Genomic DNA, 20381 nt, shown 5'->3' with positions numbered 1-20381 from the left:
ACAGATACCTTTAGGGGTTTATCTTTTTCCGTAGCAGATGTTTGCTTTATCCAAACATTTGCCCTAAAATAAACTTATGATTTAGAAAGAAACGGAGAAAAAATTATGACACAAATCGTTACAGATGCAACTTTTGCTGAAAAAACTAAAGAAGGATTAGTCCTTGTAGACTTTTGGGCAACTTGGTGTGGTCCATGTTTAATGCAAGCACCAATCTTAGAACAACTTTCTCAAGAAATGGATGAAGATGAATTAAAAATTCTTAAAATGGACGTTGATGAAAATCCAAACACTGCGCGTGAATTTGGTATCATGTCAATTCCAACTCTTCTTTTCAAAAAAGACGGACAAGTTGTTAAACAAGTGGCTGGTGTTCACACCAAAGACCAAATCAAAGCTATCATTGCTGAATTAGCATAAGAAAAGAAGCTCCCTTCGAGGAGCTTTTTTCTTATGTCATTCAAAAAAATTATTAAAAATCTAATTAATATTTTGATATTTTAATTAGGTAGCTCGGACGCTAGCGAATTCCTTTGGAATTCCATACAAAATCTTAAGCCCCTTCGCTTAATAATTTTTTTGCTCTGGCAGAAATCATCCACCGGATAATTTCTCTCTTAAGATTTCCGAACACCAGAAACTATCAGTTTCTGGTGTTTTTGCTACGGGGTAAATTATCGTTTTGGCTCGTTTCACTCGCATTCTCTGCTATTCAACAATATTGAAAATGATTTGATTGTATTATCTGTTTAGTTGGGCGGTGATAATAAACTACTTTATTTACAAATGAAAGATCACTGTTGATCGTGAGATAAATTCATATCGGTAACACAGTATATTTTGATGAAAAATATTCAAAAATAAGAAGATTCGTTTAGGTAAAGATAGTTTTCTTTGTTTAAAATAATTGATTATTTAAAAAGTTTTGCTAATGTTTAAAAGTGAATTTGCTAGCTATAACAAAGCCTTTTCTTTCATGTAAGTTTCCAACATTTTTTTCTGTGGGGTGGCCATTGGGTAGTCGGACATTTCTTCTAAGCTAACCCAGGCCAATTGGCGTCCCTGGCTTTCTCCTTTTGAAAGAAGTTGGCCCTCTGCTATGGAAATGGTCCATTTCTGGTGGCTAAAGGTGTGTTTGACCAAAGGAAATTGGGTCTGTGACCATTTAACCTCAAGGTCATAATCTGCCTCAAAAGCAGCTTTTTTTGAGACCTGCTCCATGACCTCATCGTCTCTGTTGTCAAAAAGGTCCAGTTGCTGGCTGACTAAGTTGGTCTCCATGATTGGAAATGACCAGAACCCCCCTAAAAGACGACCTTGATTATTTTTCTCAATCAAATACTGACCAACGTCATTGGTCACAATTAAAGCCTGTATTTCGATTGGACGCGGTTTTTTCTTAGGCTCTTTGATGGGGTATTTGTCATAGGTCCCATGGAAATAGGCTGCGCAGAAAAAGCGAATTGGCGATTGATCGGGTTTGGGATTCTTAGCTGACTCGATATCGGTGCCCAAATCCATAAGGGCTTGGTTGAAGTCACCAGGACGGGAAGGGTCAATTAAGGCTTCCATGATAGCCTGAAAAATCTTGCGATTTTTGGGGTCGCCGATATCATAGTCTACTTCAAAAAGTCTAGCCATGACCCGCATGACATTGCCATCAACGGCTGGTTGCGGTAAATTAAAGGCTATACTAGCAATTGCGCCTGCAGTGTAAGGGCCGATACCCTTTAATTTGGCGATGTCTTCATAGTCTGATGGGAATTTCCCATCATAATCTTCCATGATTTGTTGCGCAGCCTTCTGCATATTTCGTACACGGGAGTAGTAGCCTAATCCCTCCCACGCTTTGAGCAAAGGCTCTTCGTCAGCAACTGCCAATTCCCCAACAGTCGGAAAAAGCTTGAGGAAACGCTCATAATAAGGGATAACGGTCTGGACTTGAGTTTGCTGAAGCATGATTTCGGAAACCCAGATGAAGTAGGGGTTCTTTGTTCGGCGCCAAGGCAGATCGCGTTTTTCTTGGTCATACCAGGATAGGAGTGTCCGACGAAAATCAGCGATTTTGTCACTTGGCCACATCTCAATGCCATAATCTTTTAAATTTAACATGGTCTTATTGTATCAAAGTTTTTGGACTTTTTAAAAAAGATGAAACGTCTAGGAAAAAATTGGCAAAAAAAAAATTTGATTGACAAAAGCAAACGCTTACATTATAATGAAAGTGTAAAGAAGGATGACATATGACACAGATTTATAGGAGGTATTCTTATGATGAAACTACATGTCGCGCGGTACAAAAACGGAGACTAAGTAGCTCCAACAACGGTAGGCAAACCAATTTTACAACAATGCAATGTGATCACACTGTAAACTTATTAGTCAGTGCGTTATTTGGCCAAAGGAGTGCTCTGTACAGTATAAGTTTTATGAAAAGTCTCCACTTTAAAAAGGGAGATGATAATCCATTTATACAATAAAGGATTTTTTTGGAGAAGGGACTTGGTCATCTGCCAAGCTATTCCCCACTCCTTGTCGTTATTGTCACTTAGGTTAAAAGAATTAATGAAAATTTTTATTGTTATTGTCGCACAGGGATTGAGTTTTTTTCTAGTTATAGGAGGATCTTATGAACATTGCAAGATACAAAAATGGAGACACTTTAGGCTATTGCAAAAAATAGCTTAAGGAGTGAAACCAATGTAAATCGTTTCATTAACATAATTGTCATATAAATAAGACCTTAGATTTCATAATTAAGAAAGGAGATTACTTTATTCTAAAATATAAAAAATCTTCCTTTAGGGAAGGACAAGAAACCATAACCTCCTTATGAGATGAAAGTGAAAGGAGTATATGACGTTAGTAAAATAATAAAATTCATAAACAAGTAAAAATGAAGACATCCAAAGTGTGCATTGGGTGTCTTTATTTATGGAAAAAATTCTTGTATTCTCAAATGGTTTATGGTAAAATAGTTTTCTGTGAGCATACCTCACTTACCTATATCATAAGATGTAGGTCATTAGACCAAAAGGAGGAAAATATCAATGGCTAAATACGAAATTCTTTATATCATTCGTCCAAACATTGAAGAAGAAGCTAAAAACGCTTTGGTATCACGCTTTGACTCTATCTTAACTGACAACGGTGCTACAATCGTTGAATCAAAAGATTGGGAAAAACGTCGTCTTGCATACGAAATCAATGATTTCCGTGAAGGACTTTACCACATCGTTAACGTTGAAGCTGAAGATGCAGTAGCTCTTAATGAGTTCGACCGTCTTTCAAAAATCAACGGTGACATTCTTCGTCACATGATCGTTAAACTTGACGCTTAAGACAAGTAAGAAGGTAGTTTATGATTAATAATGTAGTACTAGTTGGTCGTATGACCAAGGATGCAGAACTTCGGTATACACCAAACCAAGTAGCAGTAGCTACTTTTACCCTTGCTGTTAACCGTACCTTTAAGAGCCAAAATGGCGAACGTGAAGCAGATTTTATTAACTGTGTTATCTGGCGCCAACCTGCTGAGAATTTGGCAAACTGGGCTAAAAAAGGTGCCTTAATCGGAATTACTGGTCGTATTCAGACTCGTAACTACGAAAATCAACAAGGACAACGTGTTTATGTAACAGAAGTGGTTGCGGATAATTTCCAAATGTTGGAAAGCCGTGCTACACGTGAAGGCGGTTCATCTAACTCTTATAATGGTGGTGGCTTTAATAATAATGCTTCATCAAATAACAGTTATTCAGCTCCTTCTCAACAAACACCTAACTTTGGTCGCGACGAAAGTCCATTTGGAAATTCGAATCCAATGGAAATTTCAGATGACGATCTACCATTCTAAGAATGGGTTTGAACGAATAAGTAATTATTCGATTGCGGGTGTGAGTGCCCCAAGTAAATTTAAGACTTGTTCTCAAATTTTAGTGGATGACTACTCACCAATACCCTAACATCATAATTTATAAAGGAGAAAACACATGGCTCAACAACGTCGTGGCGGATTCAAACGCCGTAAAAAAGTTGACTTTATCGCAGCTAACAAAATTGAATATGTTGATTACAAAGACACTGAACTTCTTAGCCGTTTCGTTTCAGAACGTGGGAAAATTCTTCCTCGTCGTGTAACAGGAACTTCAGCTAAAAACCAACGTAAAGTAACAACAGCTATCAAACGCGCTCGCGTTATGGCACTTATGCCTTACGTAAACGAAGATTAAATCAAAGAAGCCTTTCGGCTTCTTTTTTGATGCTATCGAATAAGAAGGTGATTGTATCGAAGACAAAGACGAGATACAATCAAACTAGAGCAATGGCACTTATGCCTGTCGTAAATGAAACCAAAGAACCAGTGGGTCGGTCTTTGGTTCTTGTGTTCAAAAAATTGAGACAAGACAAGCAGAGGATGTGGGCTGTTTTTTCTTGTATTCTAGAAATTCTAAAAGCAGTCCCAACTTAGAGTAAAATCTATAGTTGGGACTGCTTTTAAATTATTATATTTAACGTGTTGACATAGCGTTTTGGATGTTGTATTTCTTTTGCATATAGTAACGAACAGCTAATGCAATGGCACCTAGTACGATTAAGACAATTGATGGTAATTGTGGGTTTAATGATTTTGGTAAGAAAGCAGTTGCTGAATAAAGGGTTACCCAGATTAGCATGGCTAATGCTAGTGAGCCAATAATTTTAAACCAGCCAGGACGTTCGCTTTTTGGTTTGCCTAAATGACGGTATACAAAGTAGTAAGTTGCGTACATTGAAGCACCACCACCGAAACCAAGAGCTAATAGGGAAATTAAGCCTGTGCCATTGGTATTGGCGTTTGGATTGATTAGAGACATGAGACCGTTTAAGAGAGCTACGACTCCGATAAAGATTAGAGAAGTATCTAACCACATTAACCAAGGGTTGGTATTTTTAGGAGCTTCTTCAGGACGTTTGTTATCATTTGGACCGTATATTGGTTTATCCGTAAATGATGCTGCCCAAGCAGTTGGAGCCCCAAGAAAAGTCCGTGCAGGAATACCCTGTCTTTGTTTTTCAAGAATAGTTGGAACAGTTTCTTCTAAAATATCCTTGATTTCTTGATCAGACTTTCCGTCTTGAATCAAACGATTAGTAGCAATATGAACAAATTCTTGGTTTTTTTTAGTTAGATTTTGCAAATCCATAATATCTCCTTAAGATAATAACGATATATTCAGTTTGTATTATTTGATAATGTAAAAGTTGACACGTCAGACTGCTATATAGAGTAAAGTTTTCTAAAGGAATCACGACGTGATAGGAAAAAGGCGATAATACTTTTGCCTAGTGCTAGTAAGTGAGTTAGGCTCACAATCAGAACCATTTCTTACGTAAGAAATAAATGATAACGCCTGATGAGCCCAGGGCAGCGATAAGGACGATGAGGAAGAATCCATGCTCCAAATCATTGAAAGGCATCCAGTTGTTTTGGAAGTTCATCCCATAAGCCGAGAAGATAACCGTTGGGATATCAAGGGTCATGGTCATCAGTGCCAAGGTTTTCATGATGGTGTTCTGGTTGTTATTGATGATTGAAGCCGTTGTTTCAGTCATAGCATTCAAGACATTTTCATAAATGCTGGCCATCTCAATGGCCTGTTGGGTTTCAATCAGGGTATCTTCAAGCAAATCTTCGTCTTCGATGTATTTCTTTAGGGAAGAAGTAGAACTGGACAGTTTTTTGACGATTCGTTCATTAAATTTGAGGGAGGCTTTCAAGTAGACAATGGATTTTTCAAGTTCCATCATGTCAACAAGTTCTTCATTACGAGTTGCCTTCTCAAGCTGTGCTTCCAAACGGTCACTCTGGCGGTCGATTGATCGCAGTGCGGTTAGAAAGAGCTCAGCGTTGCGGTATAAGATTTGGAAAACGAATCGGGTTTTCATGAAGGTATAAAAGTTTTTAACCCGTTTATTGTGAAAATGGTCAAAAAGGGTTAAATCATTTAAACAAGTGGTAATAACAGCTTGTTCGGTCACGATGATACCTAAGGGAACTGTTACATAATAACTTTTATTATTTCGCTCTTCATAAGCGGGAACGTCTACGATTATCAGTGTATAGTCATCTTCTACAGCGATACGAGATGTTTCTTCAATATCCAATGGGGCTCTTAAGTCTTCAATATCAATGTCAAATTGATCAGCAATTTCAAGAGACTCTTCCTGGGAAGGGTTTACCAATTTAATCCAAGCCCCTGGCTCGAATGTTTCAATTTCTTTAAATTCAATTGCTGATGAAAGAAACATTTGTTTCATGACAAGCCCTCCTTTTTTGAAATGTCGTATTGCTTTTGGGAAACGGTCTTTGAAAATTTTTGAAAAAAGATTGAAAACTGATAGTGACACGTAATATCCCTAATTATAATTAAATACTATCCTATTATACTACAAATGCTCGAGTTTGGGGCAACTGAATAATGGAAAATTTTGGTATAATAAGTAAAACTGTATAGAGAAAGATCGGTCATCATAGACATGCAAGATAAATTAATTATTCATGGAGCGCGAGCTCACAATTTAAAAAATATAGATGTGGAAATTCCTCGGGATAAACTTGTAGTTGTGACAGGATTGTCTGGCTCGGGAAAGTCAAGTTTAGCCTTTGATACCATCTATGCTGAGGGGCAACGACGCTATGTTGAAAGTTTGTCGGCTTATGCCCGTCAATTTTTAGGTAATATGGAAAAGCCTGATGTTGACTCTATTGATGGTCTCAGCCCAGCTATTTCCATTGACCAAAAAACAACCAGTAAGAATCCTCGTTCAACCGTTGGCACTGTTACTGAAATCAATGATTATTTGCGTCTTCTTTATGCACGTGTGGGAACACCTTATTGTGTGAATGGACATGGTGCGATTACGGCTTCATCTGTTGAGCAGATTGTCGAGCAGGTTCTGGAACTGCCGGAAAGAACACGGATGCAAATCTTGTCTCCTATTGTTCGTCGGAAAAAGGGACAGCATAAAAATATCTTTGAAAAAATTCAAAAAGATGGTTATGTACGGGTGCGTGTTGATGGCGACATCTATGACATTGCCGAAGTACCAGAACTTTCAAAAAGTAAGATGCACAATATTGAGGTGGTTATTGACCGTTTGGTTAATAAGGAGGGTATTCGTAGTCGCCTTTTTGATTCGATTGAAGCAGCTTTACGCCTTGGCGATGGTTACTTGATTATTGATACTATGGACGGCAACGAACTTCAATTTTCAGAACATTATTCTTGTCCCATCTGTGGCTTTACCGTTCCTGAATTGGAACCACGTCTCTTCTCTTTTAATGCGCCATTTGGTTCCTGTTCAACTTGTGACGGTTTAGGAATTAAATTGGAAGTCGATATGGATTTGGTTATTCCTGATCCAAGCAAGACTTTAAGAGAAGGGGCTTTGGCTCCTTGGAATCCCATCTCTTCTAACTACTATCCAACCATGCTGGAACAAGCTATGACGGCCTTTGACATTGATATGGACACCCCATATCAAGACTTGACTGACCAAGAAAAAGAAATTGTTCTATATGGTTCAGGTGACCGGGAATTCCATTTCCACTACGTTAATGATTTTGGTGGCGAACGCAATATAGATATCACATTTGAGGGTGTGGTTACCAATGTTAATCGTCGTTACCATGAAACCAACAGCGAATACACGCGAACTGTCATGCGAGCCTATATGAATGCCTTGACTTGTACCGCTTGTCATGGCTACCGTTTAAATGATCAGGCGCTTTGTGTTCATGTTGGAGGAGAAGATGGGCCTAATATTGGCCAAATCTCAGATCTTTCCATTGCCGACCATTTGCAACTCTTAAAAGGTCTAACCTTAAGCCAAAATGAAAGCACCATTGCTCGTCCCATTGTTAAGGAAATTCATGACCGTTTGACTTTCTTGAATAATGTTGGTTTAAATTATTTAACCTTGTCTCGTGCTGCTGGGACTTTGTCTGGTGGAGAGAGCCAGCGTATTCGCTTAGCGACACAAATTGGTTCCAATCTGTCTGGTGTCCTCTATATCCTAGATGAACCATCAATTGGTTTACACCAAAGAGATAATGATCGTCTGATTGAAAGCTTGAAAAAAATGCGTGATTTGGGAAATACTCTGATTGTCGTTGAACATGACGAGGACACCATGATGCAAGCAGACTGGTTAATTGATGTGGGTCCTGGTGCCGGTGAATTTGGGGGTCAAATTATTGCCTCTGGAACACCGAAACAGGTCGCTAAAAATAAAAAATCCATTACAGGACAGTACCTGTCAGGTAAAAAATATATTCCAGTACCCTTGGAAAGAAGGACAGGCAATGGACGCTTCCTTGAAATCAAAGGGGCTTCTGAGAACAATCTTCAAAACGTTGATGTCCGTTTCCCACTTGGGAAATTTATTGCAGTCACTGGGGTATCGGGTTCTGGTAAATCTACTTTAATCAACAGTATCTTGAAAAAAGTCGTTGCCCAAAAACTCAATCGTAACTCTGAAAAACCGGGTAAACATAAAGGCTTTGAAGGGATTGAACATATTGATCGCCTGATCGACATTGACCAAAGTCCAATAGGTCGGACACCACGTTCAAATCCAGCCACTTATACCGGTGTTTTTGACGACATTCGTGACCTATTTGCCCAAACGAATGAGGCTAAAATTCGTGGCTATAAGAAAGGTCGTTTCTCCTTCAATGTTAAGGGTGGACGATGTGAAGCTTGTTCTGGAGATGGGATCATCAAGATTGAAATGCACTTCTTACCAGATGTTTACGTTCCTTGTGAAGTCTGTCATGGTCGTCGCTATAACTCCGAAACTTTAGAAGTCCATTACAAGGACAAAAATATTTCAGAAATCTTGGACATGACAGTAGATGATGCCTTAGAATTTTTCGCACCAATTCCTAAAATTGCCCGTAAAATCCAAACCATTAAGGATGTTGGTCTTGGCTATGTGACCTTAGGGCAACCAGCCACAACCCTTTCTGGTGGTGAGGCACAACGGATGAAGTTAGCTAGTGAATTGCACAAGCGCTCAACAGGTAAGAGCCTCTATATTTTGGATGAACCAACGACAGGGTTGCATACCGATGATATTGCGCGCTTACTAACCGTTCTTGAACGCTTTGTTGACGACGGTAATACCGTCCTGGTCATTGAACACAATTTAGATGTTATCAAATCAGCTGATCATATCATTGATTTGGGACCTGAAGGTGGTATTGGCGGTGGTCAAATCATTGCGACCGGAACACCGGAGGAAATCGCTCAAGTTGAAGCTAGCTTCACTGGTCAATACCTCAAACATAAACTATTGCAATAGTTAATTCATTTGCAAAATAAGAGATAATTAAAAGTGATGATGCAAGTCATCGCTTTTTTGACGCTTTTAGGAAAAGACTTTAAAAGCCTTTGAAATCATGGTAAACTTAAGAAAGTTAAGACTGTAAAAGGAGAAACTCATGTCGATTCACCAACAAAGATTGCAAAAATGCCAGGATTTAATTGCGGAGGCTGGACTAGATGGCTTTTTAGTGACTAACCTCACTAATATCTATTATTTAACGGGCTTTTCCGGAACGGCAGCCACTCTTTATATTTCTGCAAAACGTTGTCTCTTTTTTACCGATTCTCGCTATACGCTAATGGCTAAAGAAACCGTTACTGGTTACGATATTATTGAAACCAGAACAGCATTAAAAGAAATTGTCAACTTCTTGCTAGAGGATAAAGTCACTCGCCTAGGATTTGAAAATGACATGACTTTTGCCTTCTATCAATCCTTAGAAGCAAATTTTGGTAAGGTTACTTTGCTTGCTCAAAATGGCTTGGTTGAAACCATACGTCAAATCAAAGATGCCAGTGAGATTGCGACCATTGCTAAAGCCTGTTCCATTTCAGATAAGGCCTTTATTGACGCTTTGGACTACATTAAAGCAGGGCAAACGACTGAAGTGGAATTAGCAAATTTTTTAGATTTTCAAATGCGCAAATATGGTGCAACAGGTGTTTCATTTGAAACCATTGCTGCATCGGGTAAACGCTCGGCAATGCCCCACGGAAGAGCCAGTAACAAAGTTATCCAAGCAGGTGATAGTTTAACCATGGACTTTGGTTGCTATTACGACCATTATGTTAGTGATATGACGCGGACCATTCATGTCGGCCATGTGACGGATCAGGAGCGGGAAATCTACGACGTAGTTCTTAGGGCCAATAAGGCTTTGATTGAAAAAGCGCGTGCAGGCATGACTTTTACCGACTTCGACAAGGTGCCACGTGACATTATTGTTAATGCGGGTTACGGTAGCAACTTCACACACGGGATTGGACATGGTATCGGACTGGATATCCACGAGAATCCATTTTTCGCTAAATCAGACAAGGTCCTAGAAGCAGGTATGGTCGTGACTGACGAGCCAGGGATTTACATTGATAATGCCTACGGCTTACGCATTGAAGACGATTTAGTCATTACAGAAGAGGGTTGCCAGGTCTTAACCATGGCCCCTAAAGAAATAATTGTCATTTAAGGAGACTACTATGGGAAACCGACTATCTTGGCAAGACTATTTTATGGCCAATGCCGAATTGATTTCCAAACGATCAACCTGTGACCGGGCTTATGTTGGAGCCGTTCTAGTAAAAGATAACCGCATTATCGCAACAGGCTACAACGGTGGGGTTTCAGCAACTGATAACTGTGACGAAGCCGGACATTACATGGAAGATGGCCATTGCATTCGGACGGTCCATGCCGAAATGAACGCTTTGATTCAATGTGCTAAAGAAGGGATATCGACAGATGGTACCGAGATCTATGTGACCCATTTTCCCTGCATCAACTGCACCAAGGCTCTTTTACAGGCAGGAATCAAGAAAATCACCTACAAATCCAACTACCGGATGCATCCCTTTGCTGTTGAACTGATGGAGAAAAAAGGAGTAGCCTATGTCCAGCATGATGTGCCAATCCTAACTTTGGGAAGTGACCAAGATTAAGCTTTTTTGGGGAAATAGCAGAGCAGGGCTGAGTTGCGTCTGAGTAGGTCTTGTAAAGGCATAAAAGATTTGAGTAAAAGGCACTTTTGTGGTAGAATGAAGTGATAAAATTTTAGTAAGAGGTAATAATAAATGATTGAAGCAAGTAAGCTTAGAGCAGGTATGACATTTGAAGCTGAAGGTAAATTAATTCGTGTTTTAGATGCAAGTCACCATAAACCAGGTAAAGGGAACACCATCATGCGTATGAAATTACGTGATGTTCGTACTGGTTCAACTTTTGACACAACTTACCGTCCAGATGAAAAATTTGAGCAAGCTATTATTGAAACAGTTCCAGCTCAATACCTATACAAAATGGATGACACAGCTTACTTCATGAACACTGATACTTATGATCAGTATGAAATTCCAGTAGCTAATGTTGAACAAGAATTACTTTACATTCTTGAAAACTCAGATGTTAAAATTCAATTCTACGGAGATGAAGTGATTGGTGTTACAGTTCCAACAACTGTTGAATTAACCGTTACAGAAACACAACCATCAATTAAAGGGGCAACTGTTACAGGTTCAGGTAAACCAGCTACTCTTGAAACAGGATTAGTCGTTAACGTTCCAGACTTTATCGAAGTTGGACAAAAACTTGTTATTAATACAACTGAAGGTACTTACGTTTCTCGTGCCTAAGGATTTTGTCAACAAGGGTTGAGAAAAGGAAAGGAAATGCTATGTTAAGTGAAAATATTGGTGAAATCGTTATTTCACCTCGCGTTCTTGAAGTCATCACAGGCATTGCGGCAACTCAGGTTGACGGTGTCTATTCACTTCATAACAAAAAAATGTCAGATAGCTTTAATAAAGCTAGTTTAGGTAAAGGGGTTTACTTACGTACCGAAGAAGACGGTACAGTAACCGCTGATATCTATGTTTATCTTCAGTATGGTGTTAAAGTACCTACTGTTTCTGTGGCTATTCAAAAAGCTGTTAAAGCAGCTGTCTATGACATGGCAGAAGTGACTATCTCATCTGTTAACATCCATGTTGAAGGAATTGTACCTGAAAAAACACCAAAACCTGATTTGAAATCACTTTTTGAAGAGGATTTCTTGGATGACTAGTAGTTTTAAAGATTCCAGAAGAGATCTTCGGGAACGTGCTTTTCAGGCCCTATTTAATATGGAACATGGGGGTGACTTTTTAGAGTCATCGCAATTTGCCTATGACTATGATAAAGACTATGATCAAGAGCAACCTTTAGATGTCCCAGCCTTCCTATTAACCTTGGTTAATGGCGTTAAGGACCACAAGGACGAATTGGATGCGATTATCAAGGACAACCTTAAACAAGGTTGGTCACTTGAACGTCTTACCTTATCAGATAGAACCATGTTACGTTTAGGACTTTATGAAATTAAGTTCTTTGATGAGACACCAGACCGAGTGGCATTAAATGAAATCATTGAAATTGCCAAAAAATATTCTGACGAAACATCAGCCAAGTTTATTAATGGATTGTTAAGTCAGTTCGTAAAAGAAGACTAAAGAAAAAGCATCTATTTCAATTGAAATAGATGCTTTTTTATTAGGTGCTTTTTCCTGGTAGGAGAGTTATTGGTAAGATGTAGTCCTTGCTAGTTTTTTCTTTGGCAATCCGTTTCATGAGAACTTCAACGCTAAGAGCTGCAATTTCTTGAATGGGTTGTTTGATGGTTGTCAGTTGGGGGAAGTAATTTTCGACAAAAGCTGTGCCATCGTAACCAATCAATTTCAACTCTTCAGGAATGGAGAGTCCCATTTGTTTAGCAACCTTCATAATTAAGATGGCTGTTAGGTCATCGGAAGCAAAGATGCCATCGGGTTTGCGGGTGGCCAAGATAGACTTGATTTCCATCTCACGACGAATGGTTGATAAATGATTAGGAAGTTTGATAATTTCAGCCGTTTTTTTGAGTTGGTAAGAAAAACCAAGTTGACGAAGACCGGTAGGGGAGTCAGAGTTATCGTTACCAGTAATCATGATAATTTTTTGACATTTAAAATGTTGCAAGGTTTGGGCAGCTAACTGCCCACCCTGAAAATTATCTGATGAAATGATTGGGACATTAGGAGCTAAATTACGGTCGAAAGCAACAATTGGAGCTTCAACCCGTTCATAGTCGTCAATCCCCAAATTATGACTGGATGAAATGATACCATCCACCTGGTTGGCAGCCAACATTTCTAAATATTCTCTTTCTTTTTGCGGATCATGCTGACTGTTACAGATGATGGTTTTGTAGCCTGCTTTGAAGAGTTCAATTTCTAAATACTCAATCAGCTCGGCATAAAAAATATTAGAGATATTTGGGAAAATCAGTCCAATTAATTTGGCTGATTTTCCTTGCAAACTGCGGGCGAAATTGTTGGGTTGATAGCCCAATTCACGCATGGCAGCTTGTACCCTATCAATGGTTTTTTGTGATAAATAGCCTTTTTTATTAATGACGCGTGAGACTGTTGTCGGACTGACACCGGCTAATTCAGCCACATCGGTTAATTTTGCGACCACCCTATTACCTCATTTCATAGTAATGACCATCAACCTTGCCTTTTGGCATCAAAATAGCAGAAGCACCATTTTCTGGGAAGTAGCGGCTGGTTAAGACAGCCTGTCCATCGTTTACAAATACTTCGATGATTGATTGGTCTACGTAGATATTAAGTGTAACATCTTCTTTGGGTATTTGGCAAGAACGCTTTGTTCCATATGCCTCCGCGAAGCCATGTTTGGTCTTGCTGCGGTCCAATGTCAAAGTGCCTGTTACCGTATCAGCTGCGATTGCGAAGCCATTGCCGTAGGCATCGGCCATAAGTAGCAGTTCTTTTTGACTTTGAGCTGGAATGGTTACTTGTAAGTGATAGGAATTTGTTGTAGTATTTTTTTCTTCGAGGATTTGAGCTTGTCCTTGTAAGTTGCTCATAGCTGAGACTGGTTTCTGATAGAGGACGCCATCTTTTATGGTCAATTCTTTGACGAGACTGAGGGCTCCTTGGTAATCATAGTCATCAGTTGGATAGTCCACATCTGGTAAACCAATCCAAGAGACAGCAAGAGCTCGGCCATCGGGGCTATTGAAGGCTTGTGTAGCATAGGCCTCGAAGCCAAAATCGAGGTTTTGTAAAGGAGCGTCACCTATAAGTTGCCCCTTTTCAGGATCAAAGGTGTCAAAGATTTGATAGGTGTTGGGATAAATATTATCATAGTTTAACTCATCTTTGCTGAGGCCTTGAGGGCTGTATATGAGTATAGGTTTTTCATTCACAAAAACTAAGTTGGGACACTCAACCATATACTCGCTAGCCTGTCGACCTAAATCCAAATCGGCCACAAACTTCCAATTTTCAACATCATTAGCGACTGCTTTATAAAGTTTAATAAAGCCTTTTTGTTCATGGTTTTGGGCACCAACAATCGCATAGAAATGCTCTTGGTATTTAAAGATTTGCGGGTCACGGAAGTGTTCGGTCACGTCTTCTGGTTGGGAAATAAGGACCTGAGAACATTTTTCAATCTGGCCATCCTTGGTCATGTAGGCACCAATTTGTCTTGGGTCGCGGACCCAATTTTGGTCACGGACATTACCAGTATAGAAAAGAAATAATTTGTCATCAACAGCATAGGCAGAGCCGGAATAGGCACCTTGTGCATCGTTAACATGATCGGGAAGCAATTTTGTACCGCTTTCTTCAAAGTGAACTAAATCTTCTGAAGTCATATGAACCCATTGTTTCAAACCATGCGCAGCACCGTAGGGCCAATTTTGGTAGAAGAGGTGGTATTTTCCATCGAAATAAGAAAAACCATTAGGGTCATTGAGCAAACCTGTTTGTGGTTCACTATGATAGTTGGCATGCCAAGGGGATTGGGCAACCTTGTTTTTTATCTGTAAGAATTGATCTTCTGTCCATTCCTGATAGGGTCGATAGCGAACCTCTTGTGGTAAATTCATGGCAGATACTCCTTTTGTAGTCTTAGTTCTATACTAAACGTTTTCTTTCTAAAAATCAACATTTTTGCAGTAAATAAATTATTTTCTGTCAAACGCTTGACATATTTTCCTAAGCTGATAAAATGATAGTCAAGAGATGGCAAAAAAGCTATCAAAAAAATAAAGGAGATTTTTACAAGGATGGATAATAGAGAAATTGCAAAAGATGTTATCGAAGCCTTAGGTGGACGTGATAATGTTAAAAGTGTAGCTCATTGTGCGACCCGTTTGCGCGTGATGGTCGTTGACGAAGATAAAATTGATAAGGAAAAAGCAGAGAATATTGAAAAAGTAAAAGGTGCTTTCTTCAATTCTGGTCAGTATCAAATGATTTTTGGAACAGGTACAGTTAATAAAATCTATGATGAAGTTGTTGCTTTAGGGCTACCAACTTCGACAAAATCTGAAATGAAAACAGAAGCTGCTAAACAAGGTAACTGGTTCCAACGCTCAGTGCGTACTTTCGGTGATGTGTTTGTTCCTATTATCCCAGCAATTGTTGCGACAGGTCTTTTTATGGGACTTCGTGGTTTGTTAGGAGCTTTAGGTGTTACTTTGCCTGAAGACTTAAATGTTTATTCACAAATTTTAACAGATACAGCCTTCATCGCCCTTCCAGCCTTAGTGGTCTGGTCAACTTTCCGAGTATTTGGTGGTAATCCCGTCATCGGTATTGTCTTAGGGTTCATGCTAATCTCCGGTTCCCTTCCTAATGCTTGGGCAGTTGCCTCTGGTGGTGACGTCAAAGCAACTGTTTTCTTTGATTTTATTCCGGTCGTCGGCTTACAAGGTTCAGTATTACCGGCCTTCATCATCGGTATTATCGGTGCGAAATTTGAAAAATTTGTCCGTAAATATGTTCCTGAAGTACTTGATTTATTGGTAACACCATTTGTGACTTTATTAGTCATGTCAATTCTTGGCTTGTTTGTTATTGGTCCAGTATTCCACGTTGTTGAAAATTATATTCTTATTGGGACAAATGCTATTTTAGATTTACCATTTGGTCTTCCTGGATTACTTATTGGTGGGGTTCATCAAATTATTGTCGTTTCTGGTGTTCACCATATCTTCAATTTATTGGAATCACAATTAATTGCTCATAATGGATCAAATCCTTTCAATGCCATTATTACAGCTGCCATGACTGCTCAAGGAGCAGCAACAGTAGCCGTTGGTGTTAAAACTAAAAATCCTAAATTGAAAGCTCTAGCTTTCCCAGCTGCACTTTCTGCCTTCCTAGGTATTACTGAACCAGCTATTTTTGGGGTTAACTTACGTTACCGTAAACCTTTCTTCCTTTCACTTGTTGCAGGAGCTATCGGTGGGGCAACAGCTTCCCTTCTTGGCCTAGCTGGAACTGGTTTTGGTATTACCATTATTCCTGGTACCCTACTCTATTTAAATGGACAATTAATTTCTTACCTTATCATGGTGGCTGTATCTTTTGCGGCTGGTTTCATGCTTACTTACTTCTTTGGATTTGAAGATGAAGTTGAGGAAACACCTGTAAAAAAGTCTGAAACTCCAGCTTTAGTTTCTGATGCTGTTGAAGCTGAAGAAGAAGTGCTTGTAGCACCTTTAGCTGGTGAAGTTCTAAATTTAGATGCCGTTTCAGATCCTGTTTTTGCATCAGGAGCATTGGGTAAAGGTGTCGCTATTAAACCTAGTGAACAAGCTGTTTATGCTCCAGTTGACGGTAAAGTTGAAGTTGCCTTTGAAACTGGACATGCTTTCGCAATTAGATCAGTCAATGGTGCAGAAGTGTTAATTCACATTGGTATTGATACGGTTTCTATGGCAGGAACTGGCTTTGACGCAAAAGTCACAGTTGGTCAGATGGTTAACAAAGGCGATTTGCTAGCCACTTTTGACTCGGCTAAAATTTCTGAGGCTGGACTTGATGATACTACGATGGTTATTGTCACTAACTCAACGGATTATCAAAGTGTCTCTGTTTTGGCACAGGGTCAGGTGGCTTCAGGTCAAGACTTGTTAGCAGTCAAATAAAAAAGGGGCTAGTCTTTCTAGCCTTTTTAGCTGGCGATTTTCCCAAAGTAAAAAGAGAAACTAGTCTTGCTTTCAGAAAAGCTTTTCCCTATAATATTAAGCAAGAAGACGTTTTTATGAAGGAGATTTTAATGACACGATTGTATGGAAGTATTGAAGCGGGTGGTACTAAATTTGTCTGCGCTATTGGTGATGATTCCTTTAGCGTTATTGAACAGACGCAGTTTCCAACGACTAATCCGCAAGAGACTATTGCCAATTGCATTGCCTTTTTCAAGCCTTTTGCTAAAGATTTAGTAGGTTTAGGCATTGGCTCGTTTGGTCCTATTGATATTGACCCTGATTCAGCCACTTATGGCTATATTACCAGCACTCCAAAACCAGGATGGGCTAATGTTGATTTGTTGGGTGGTCTTAGAAATGCCCTTAAACTGCCTATGTATTTCACGACAGACGTTAATAGTTCAGCCTATGGTGAAATGATGGCTCGGTCAGGTGTCGATAGCCTAGTTTATTACACAATCGGTACTGGAATTGGGGCTGGAGCTATTCAAGATGGTCAATTTGTTGGCGGTATGGGGCATACAGAAGCTGGTCATACCTATGTTATGGCTCATCCGACTGATATTGAAAATGGTTTTACTGGAGTTTGCCCTTTCCATAAGGGCTGTCTCGAAGGGATGGGCGCAGGACCAAGTTTAGAAGCTAGAACTGGTATTAAAGGAGAGCTTATTCCAATGGATTCACCAGTTTGGGATATTCAGGCCTTCTATATTGCGCAAGCGGCCCTTCAAGCAACCATGCTCTATCGCCCAGAGGTCATTGTATTCGGTGGTGGCGTTATGGCTCAAGCACATATGGTTGATAGAGTTCACTGTCAATTCGTAGAGCTGCTTAACGGCTATCTACCAGTGCCTGATCTTAAATCTTATATTGTTACCCCTGCTATTGAGAATAATGGCTCCGCAACACTTGGTAACTTTGCCTTAGCCAAAGCTGCCGCTGAAAACTAAATTTGACAGACTTCCTAAAATAGCCTTTTAGGAAGTTTTGTCTTTTCTTTCTAGCAGAGAGATGTTAAGCTAAAAGGTAAGAAAACAAGAGAATAAAGGAATAAAGATGGATTTTAAAGAACGGATTTCAGTAAATTTCACCAACTTAACCAAGACTGATAAAAAGATTTCCAACTGTTTATTAGAACATCCAGATTATCTGATTAATCATAATGTTCAAGATGCTGCCCAATTGATTGAAACTTCACCGGCAGCCTTGGTTCGCCTTGCTAAAAAAATTGGTTACAAGGGTCTGCCAGATTTAAAAATAGGATTAGAAGAAGCGTCGCATAAAAGTCAGAAAGAACCTCAAGGCCAAGGCAAAAAAATCATGTCTAAGGTTTTAAACAATTACCGGGATAATATTACCTTGTTAGAAAGCCATTTGGATGAGGCGCAGTTGCAGCGGATTGCTAAAATATTGGCCTCATCTGACCTCATTAAGGTTTTAGGTATCGGGAGTTCTGGTCTAAGTGCTGAACAATTGGTCTATTCCCTTCTCTATCAGGACAAATATACGGAAAGCATTACCAGTAAAACGAAAATGTATTACCTGTCTAGAACCCTGACAAAAGAACATGTCCTTCTTTTTTATACTGTAACAGGTAACAAGGATTTTGAAGAATTATTTGAAGCGGCTAAGGCCGTCGGCTGTCAGGTCATCATCGTTACAATGGTCGATAGTCCCTACATCAGACAGTATGCAACAGAATTAATTGTTCTGCCTTCCAATGTCATGCAACTACGCAATCCCTCTGGAGATTTTTATCAATTGGATAACCGTTCCCTCTTCCTGATTTTGTCAGAAATTCTAGCAGCCTATGTCAATCAAAATTTAAAATAAATTTTATTTTGAAAAACTTATTGAAATAAATTTCATAAATGGTATACTATTCTTACAAATAAATACTAGTCACTAGTAAAAGGAGATTACCATGAATAAATTTATGGATATGCTAAGTGAAAAGATATTACCAGTAGCAACAGTTTTAGGGAACAATAAATATTTATTAGTTCTTCGTGATGCTTTTATGTTATCTTTCCCACTAACAATGTTTGGATCATTGATCGTCGTTTTCAATAATCTACCATTCTGGCCAGATAGCTTAAAAGCTCAATTTTCAAACCTCTTTGGTAATGGTCAAAGTGCAACCATGTCAATCATGACCATCTTCGTAACCCTTGGTATTGGTTACTACATGGCCAAATCAGAAGAACTTGAAGAAGGGATTTACTCAGCAGTCGTTGCCTTGTCTTCATTCTTAATTTTGACACCATTTTTCTTTGACGTCTTAGGTGGTGATGGCAAAGTGGCCGCTCAAGCCAATGGAGCACTTAGCTTAGATCGTTTAGGGGCTAAAGGAATGTTCCTAGGCATCATCGCAGCCTTTATTGCAGCTAAACTTTTTGCTTATTTAACAAAACGTGGGTTCACGATTAAAATGCCTGAAAGTGTGCCACCAGCTGTTTCAAAATCATTCTCAGCCTTAATTCCAGCACTTGGAACCTTAATGGTTTTCTTGATTGTGAATGCTCTCATGGTCTCACTTTTCCATACTAACCTTCATGATGTTATCTACAATCTCATTCAAAAACCATTGACTGGTTTAGGAACTAGTTTACCAGCAACCATTGTTGCCCTCTTCTTTGTTCAATTCTTATGGTTCTTTGGTCTTCATGGACAAGTTATTGTTAACTCAGTATTTGAACCATTCTGGCAAACTAACATGTTAGACAACGCCGAATTGACAAAACAAGGTGCAGCAGCTTTAGCAGAACATGGTCATATCGTTACCAAATCATTTATGGATACCTTTACCGTTGGTTTAGGTGGTTCAGGGTCAACCTTAATTGTTGTTTTAATGATGGCTTTCATTATGAAGAGCAAACAATATAAAGAAGTTGGACGTTTTGCCTTAGGACCTGGTATCTTCAACGTAAACGAACCAGTTATTTTTGGTCTACCAATCGTGATGAATGCAAGTATTTTTATTCCTTGGTTATTGGCTCCAATCGTTTCAGTTATCGTTGCCTACCTTGGTTTTGCAAGTGGTTTAGTACCACTTACAACAGGGGCTCAAGTTCCTTGGACAATGCCAATTTTCATTTCAGGATTTTTAGCAACCAACTCTATTATGGGTTCATTATTGCAACTGGTTCAAGTTGTGGTGATTGGCTTGATTTGGTTCCCATTCCTTAAAATGGTAGATAAATCTGAAAAAATTTAATTGACTTGATAATGGAGTTGGAAGCAATTTCCA

19 protein-coding genes are annotated in these 20381 nt (G+C 39.2%); 14 read left to right on the top strand and 5 right to left on the bottom strand.

From position 1 onward, the window contains the following. The first annotated feature begins 105 nt into the window (after positions 1 to 105). Positions 106 to 420 carry a thioredoxin gene (gene trxA / locus A9Q68_RS06580; RefSeq protein WP_071793894.1) on the top strand — a complete coding sequence of 105 codons (315 nt, stop codon included), beginning with the start codon at positions 106 to 108 and terminating at the stop codon, positions 418 to 420. A gap of 534 nt (positions 421 to 954) precedes the next feature. Here the strand turns inward: trxA and mutY are convergent. Continuing rightward, entirely contained in the window at positions 955 to 2112 is a 1158-nt protein-coding gene (gene mutY / locus A9Q68_RS06575) for an A/G-specific adenine glycosylase (protein ID WP_071793893.1), read from the bottom strand. 938 nt (positions 2113 to 3050) lie between these two features. Between mutY and rpsF the strand changes: the two genes are divergently transcribed. The 3 genes from rpsF (at position 3051) to rpsR (ending at position 4232) form a co-directional block, all read left to right on the top strand. Beyond that, entirely contained in the window at positions 3051 to 3341 is a 291-nt protein-coding gene (gene rpsF, locus A9Q68_RS06570; RefSeq protein WP_071793892.1) for a 30S ribosomal protein S6, read from the top strand. 20 nt (positions 3342 to 3361) lie between these two features. Continuing rightward, complete coding sequence (locus tag A9Q68_RS06565) at positions 3362 to 3856, top strand: single-stranded DNA-binding protein (protein ID WP_071793891.1); 495 nt, start codon at positions 3362 to 3364, stop codon at positions 3854 to 3856. A 136-nt stretch (positions 3857 to 3992) separates the two neighbouring features. After that, positions 3993 to 4232: a 30S ribosomal protein S18 gene (gene rpsR, locus A9Q68_RS06560; protein WP_002983142.1), complete on the top strand. Its 240-nt coding sequence runs from the start codon at positions 3993 to 3995 to the stop codon at positions 4230 to 4232. A gap of 279 nt (positions 4233 to 4511) precedes the next feature. Here the strand turns inward: rpsR and A9Q68_RS06550 are convergent, their stop codons facing one another. Together A9Q68_RS06550 and A9Q68_RS06545 are read right to left on the bottom strand one after the other, a co-directional pair. After that, a complete protein-coding gene (locus A9Q68_RS06550) occupies positions 4512 to 5186 on the bottom strand; it encodes a DUF1129 domain-containing protein (protein ID WP_071793889.1) in 675 nt (224 codons plus the stop codon). A gap of 169 nt (positions 5187 to 5355) precedes the next feature. Beyond that, positions 5356 to 6300, bottom strand: a complete 945-nt coding sequence (locus A9Q68_RS06545; protein ID WP_071793888.1) for a magnesium transporter CorA family protein — start codon at positions 6298 to 6300, stop codon at positions 5356 to 5358. A gap of 219 nt (positions 6301 to 6519) precedes the next feature. On the opposite strand from A9Q68_RS06545, the gene uvrA reads away from it, so the two are divergent. The 6 genes from uvrA (at position 6520) to nusB (ending at position 12572) form a co-directional block, all read left to right on the top strand. After that, complete coding sequence (gene uvrA, locus A9Q68_RS06540; protein ID WP_071793887.1) at positions 6520 to 9348, top strand: excinuclease ABC subunit UvrA; 2829 nt, start codon at positions 6520 to 6522, stop codon at positions 9346 to 9348. Positions 9349 to 9487: 139 nt separating this feature from the next. Next, positions 9488 to 10558 (top strand): M24 family metallopeptidase, encoded by a 1071-nt coding sequence (locus A9Q68_RS06535; protein ID WP_071793886.1) that lies wholly within the window; start codon positions 9488 to 9490, stop codon positions 10556 to 10558. Between the two features lie 10 nt (positions 10559 to 10568). Next, the gene (locus A9Q68_RS06530; protein ID WP_071793885.1) at positions 10569 to 11027 is read left to right on the top strand and encodes a deoxycytidylate deaminase; all 459 of its coding nucleotides are present in this window, start codon (positions 10569 to 10571) and stop codon (positions 11025 to 11027) included. A 132-nt stretch (positions 11028 to 11159) separates the two neighbouring features. After that, the gene (efp, locus tag A9Q68_RS06525; protein ID WP_071793884.1) at positions 11160 to 11717 is read left to right on the top strand and encodes an elongation factor P; all 558 of its coding nucleotides are present in this window, start codon (positions 11160 to 11162) and stop codon (positions 11715 to 11717) included. Positions 11718 to 11758: 41 nt separating this feature from the next. Beyond that, positions 11759 to 12148 carry an Asp23/Gls24 family envelope stress response protein gene (locus A9Q68_RS06520; RefSeq protein ID WP_071793883.1) on the top strand — a complete coding sequence of 130 codons (390 nt, stop codon included), beginning with the start codon at positions 11759 to 11761 and terminating at the stop codon, positions 12146 to 12148. Then, positions 12141 to 12572 (top strand): transcription antitermination factor NusB, encoded by a 432-nt coding sequence (gene nusB, locus A9Q68_RS06515; RefSeq protein WP_071793882.1) that lies wholly within the window; start codon positions 12141 to 12143, stop codon positions 12570 to 12572. The genes A9Q68_RS06520 and nusB overlap by 8 nt, the downstream gene beginning before the upstream one ends. Before the next feature lie 40 nt (positions 12573 to 12612). Here nusB and A9Q68_RS06510 read toward each other — a convergent pair whose 3' ends face one another. Next, entirely contained in the window at positions 12613 to 13578 is a 966-nt protein-coding gene (locus tag A9Q68_RS06510) for a LacI family DNA-binding transcriptional regulator (RefSeq protein WP_071793881.1), read from the bottom strand. A gap of 4 nt (positions 13579 to 13582) precedes the next feature. Further along, positions 13583 to 15019, bottom strand: a complete 1437-nt coding sequence (locus tag A9Q68_RS06505) for a sucrose-6-phosphate hydrolase (protein WP_071793880.1) — start codon at positions 15017 to 15019, stop codon at positions 13583 to 13585. A 180-nt stretch (positions 15020 to 15199) separates the two neighbouring features. Between A9Q68_RS06505 and A9Q68_RS06500 the strand changes: the two genes are divergently transcribed. From A9Q68_RS06500 to celB, 4 genes are all read left to right on the top strand, one after another. Next, complete coding sequence (locus tag A9Q68_RS06500) at positions 15200 to 17068, top strand: sucrose-specific PTS transporter subunit IIBC (protein WP_071793879.1); 1869 nt, start codon at positions 15200 to 15202, stop codon at positions 17066 to 17068. A 131-nt stretch (positions 17069 to 17199) separates the two neighbouring features. Continuing rightward, complete coding sequence (gene scrK, locus A9Q68_RS06495; RefSeq protein ID WP_071793878.1) at positions 17200 to 18081, top strand: fructokinase ScrK; 882 nt, start codon at positions 17200 to 17202, stop codon at positions 18079 to 18081. Positions 18082 to 18187: 106 nt separating this feature from the next. Continuing rightward, positions 18188 to 18964, top strand: a complete 777-nt coding sequence (locus A9Q68_RS06490; protein WP_071793877.1) for a MurR/RpiR family transcriptional regulator — start codon at positions 18188 to 18190, stop codon at positions 18962 to 18964. A 91-nt stretch (positions 18965 to 19055) separates the two neighbouring features. Then, positions 19056 to 20348 carry a PTS cellobiose transporter subunit IIC gene (celB, locus tag A9Q68_RS06485; protein WP_071793876.1) on the top strand — a complete coding sequence of 431 codons (1293 nt, stop codon included), beginning with the start codon at positions 19056 to 19058 and terminating at the stop codon, positions 20346 to 20348. Positions 20349 to 20381 lie beyond the last annotated feature (33 nt).

Origin of the sequence: Streptococcus bovimastitidis (assembly GCF_001885095.1) — a bacterium.
GTDB lineage: Bacteria > Bacillota > Bacilli > Lactobacillales > Streptococcaceae > Streptococcus > Streptococcus bovimastitidis.
The sequence above is the reverse complement of the archived record's forward strand: the minus strand, read 5'-3'. Positions and strand labels throughout refer to the sequence as shown.

Bases quoted from the DNA above. Each gene is read 5' to 3' on its own strand.
- trxA (WP_071793894.1), top strand. From the start codon at position 106: ATGACACAAATCGTTACAGATGCAACTTTTGCTGAAAAAACTAAAGAA.
- mutY (WP_071793893.1), bottom strand. From the start codon at position 2,112: ATGTTAAATTTAAAAGATTATGGCATTGAGATGTGGCCAAGTGACAAA.
- rpsF (WP_071793892.1), top strand. From the start codon at position 3,051: ATGGCTAAATACGAAATTCTTTATATCATTCGTCCAAACATTGAAGAA.
- A9Q68_RS06565 (WP_071793891.1), top strand. From the start codon at position 3,362: ATGATTAATAATGTAGTACTAGTTGGTCGTATGACCAAGGATGCAGAA.
- rpsR (WP_002983142.1), top strand. From the start codon at position 3,993: ATGGCTCAACAACGTCGTGGCGGATTCAAACGCCGTAAAAAAGTTGAC.
- A9Q68_RS06550 (WP_071793889.1), bottom strand. From the start codon at position 5,186: ATGGATTTGCAAAATCTAACTAAAAAAAACCAAGAATTTGTTCATATT.
- A9Q68_RS06545 (WP_071793888.1), bottom strand. From the start codon at position 6,300: ATGAAACAAATGTTTCTTTCATCAGCAATTGAATTTAAAGAAATTGAA.
- uvrA (WP_071793887.1), top strand. From the start codon at position 6,520: ATGCAAGATAAATTAATTATTCATGGAGCGCGAGCTCACAATTTAAAA.
- A9Q68_RS06535 (WP_071793886.1), top strand. From the start codon at position 9,488: ATGTCGATTCACCAACAAAGATTGCAAAAATGCCAGGATTTAATTGCG.
- A9Q68_RS06530 (WP_071793885.1), top strand. From the start codon at position 10,569: ATGGGAAACCGACTATCTTGGCAAGACTATTTTATGGCCAATGCCGAA.
- efp (WP_071793884.1), top strand. From the start codon at position 11,160: ATGATTGAAGCAAGTAAGCTTAGAGCAGGTATGACATTTGAAGCTGAA.
- A9Q68_RS06520 (WP_071793883.1), top strand. From the start codon at position 11,759: ATGTTAAGTGAAAATATTGGTGAAATCGTTATTTCACCTCGCGTTCTT.
- nusB (WP_071793882.1), top strand. From the start codon at position 12,141: ATGACTAGTAGTTTTAAAGATTCCAGAAGAGATCTTCGGGAACGTGCT.
- A9Q68_RS06505 (WP_071793880.1), bottom strand. From the start codon at position 15,019: ATGAATTTACCACAAGAGGTTCGCTATCGACCCTATCAGGAATGGACA.
- A9Q68_RS06500 (WP_071793879.1), top strand. From the start codon at position 15,200: ATGGATAATAGAGAAATTGCAAAAGATGTTATCGAAGCCTTAGGTGGA.
- scrK (WP_071793878.1), top strand. From the start codon at position 17,200: ATGACACGATTGTATGGAAGTATTGAAGCGGGTGGTACTAAATTTGTC.
- A9Q68_RS06490 (WP_071793877.1), top strand. From the start codon at position 18,188: ATGGATTTTAAAGAACGGATTTCAGTAAATTTCACCAACTTAACCAAG.
- celB (WP_071793876.1), top strand. From the start codon at position 19,056: ATGAATAAATTTATGGATATGCTAAGTGAAAAGATATTACCAGTAGCA.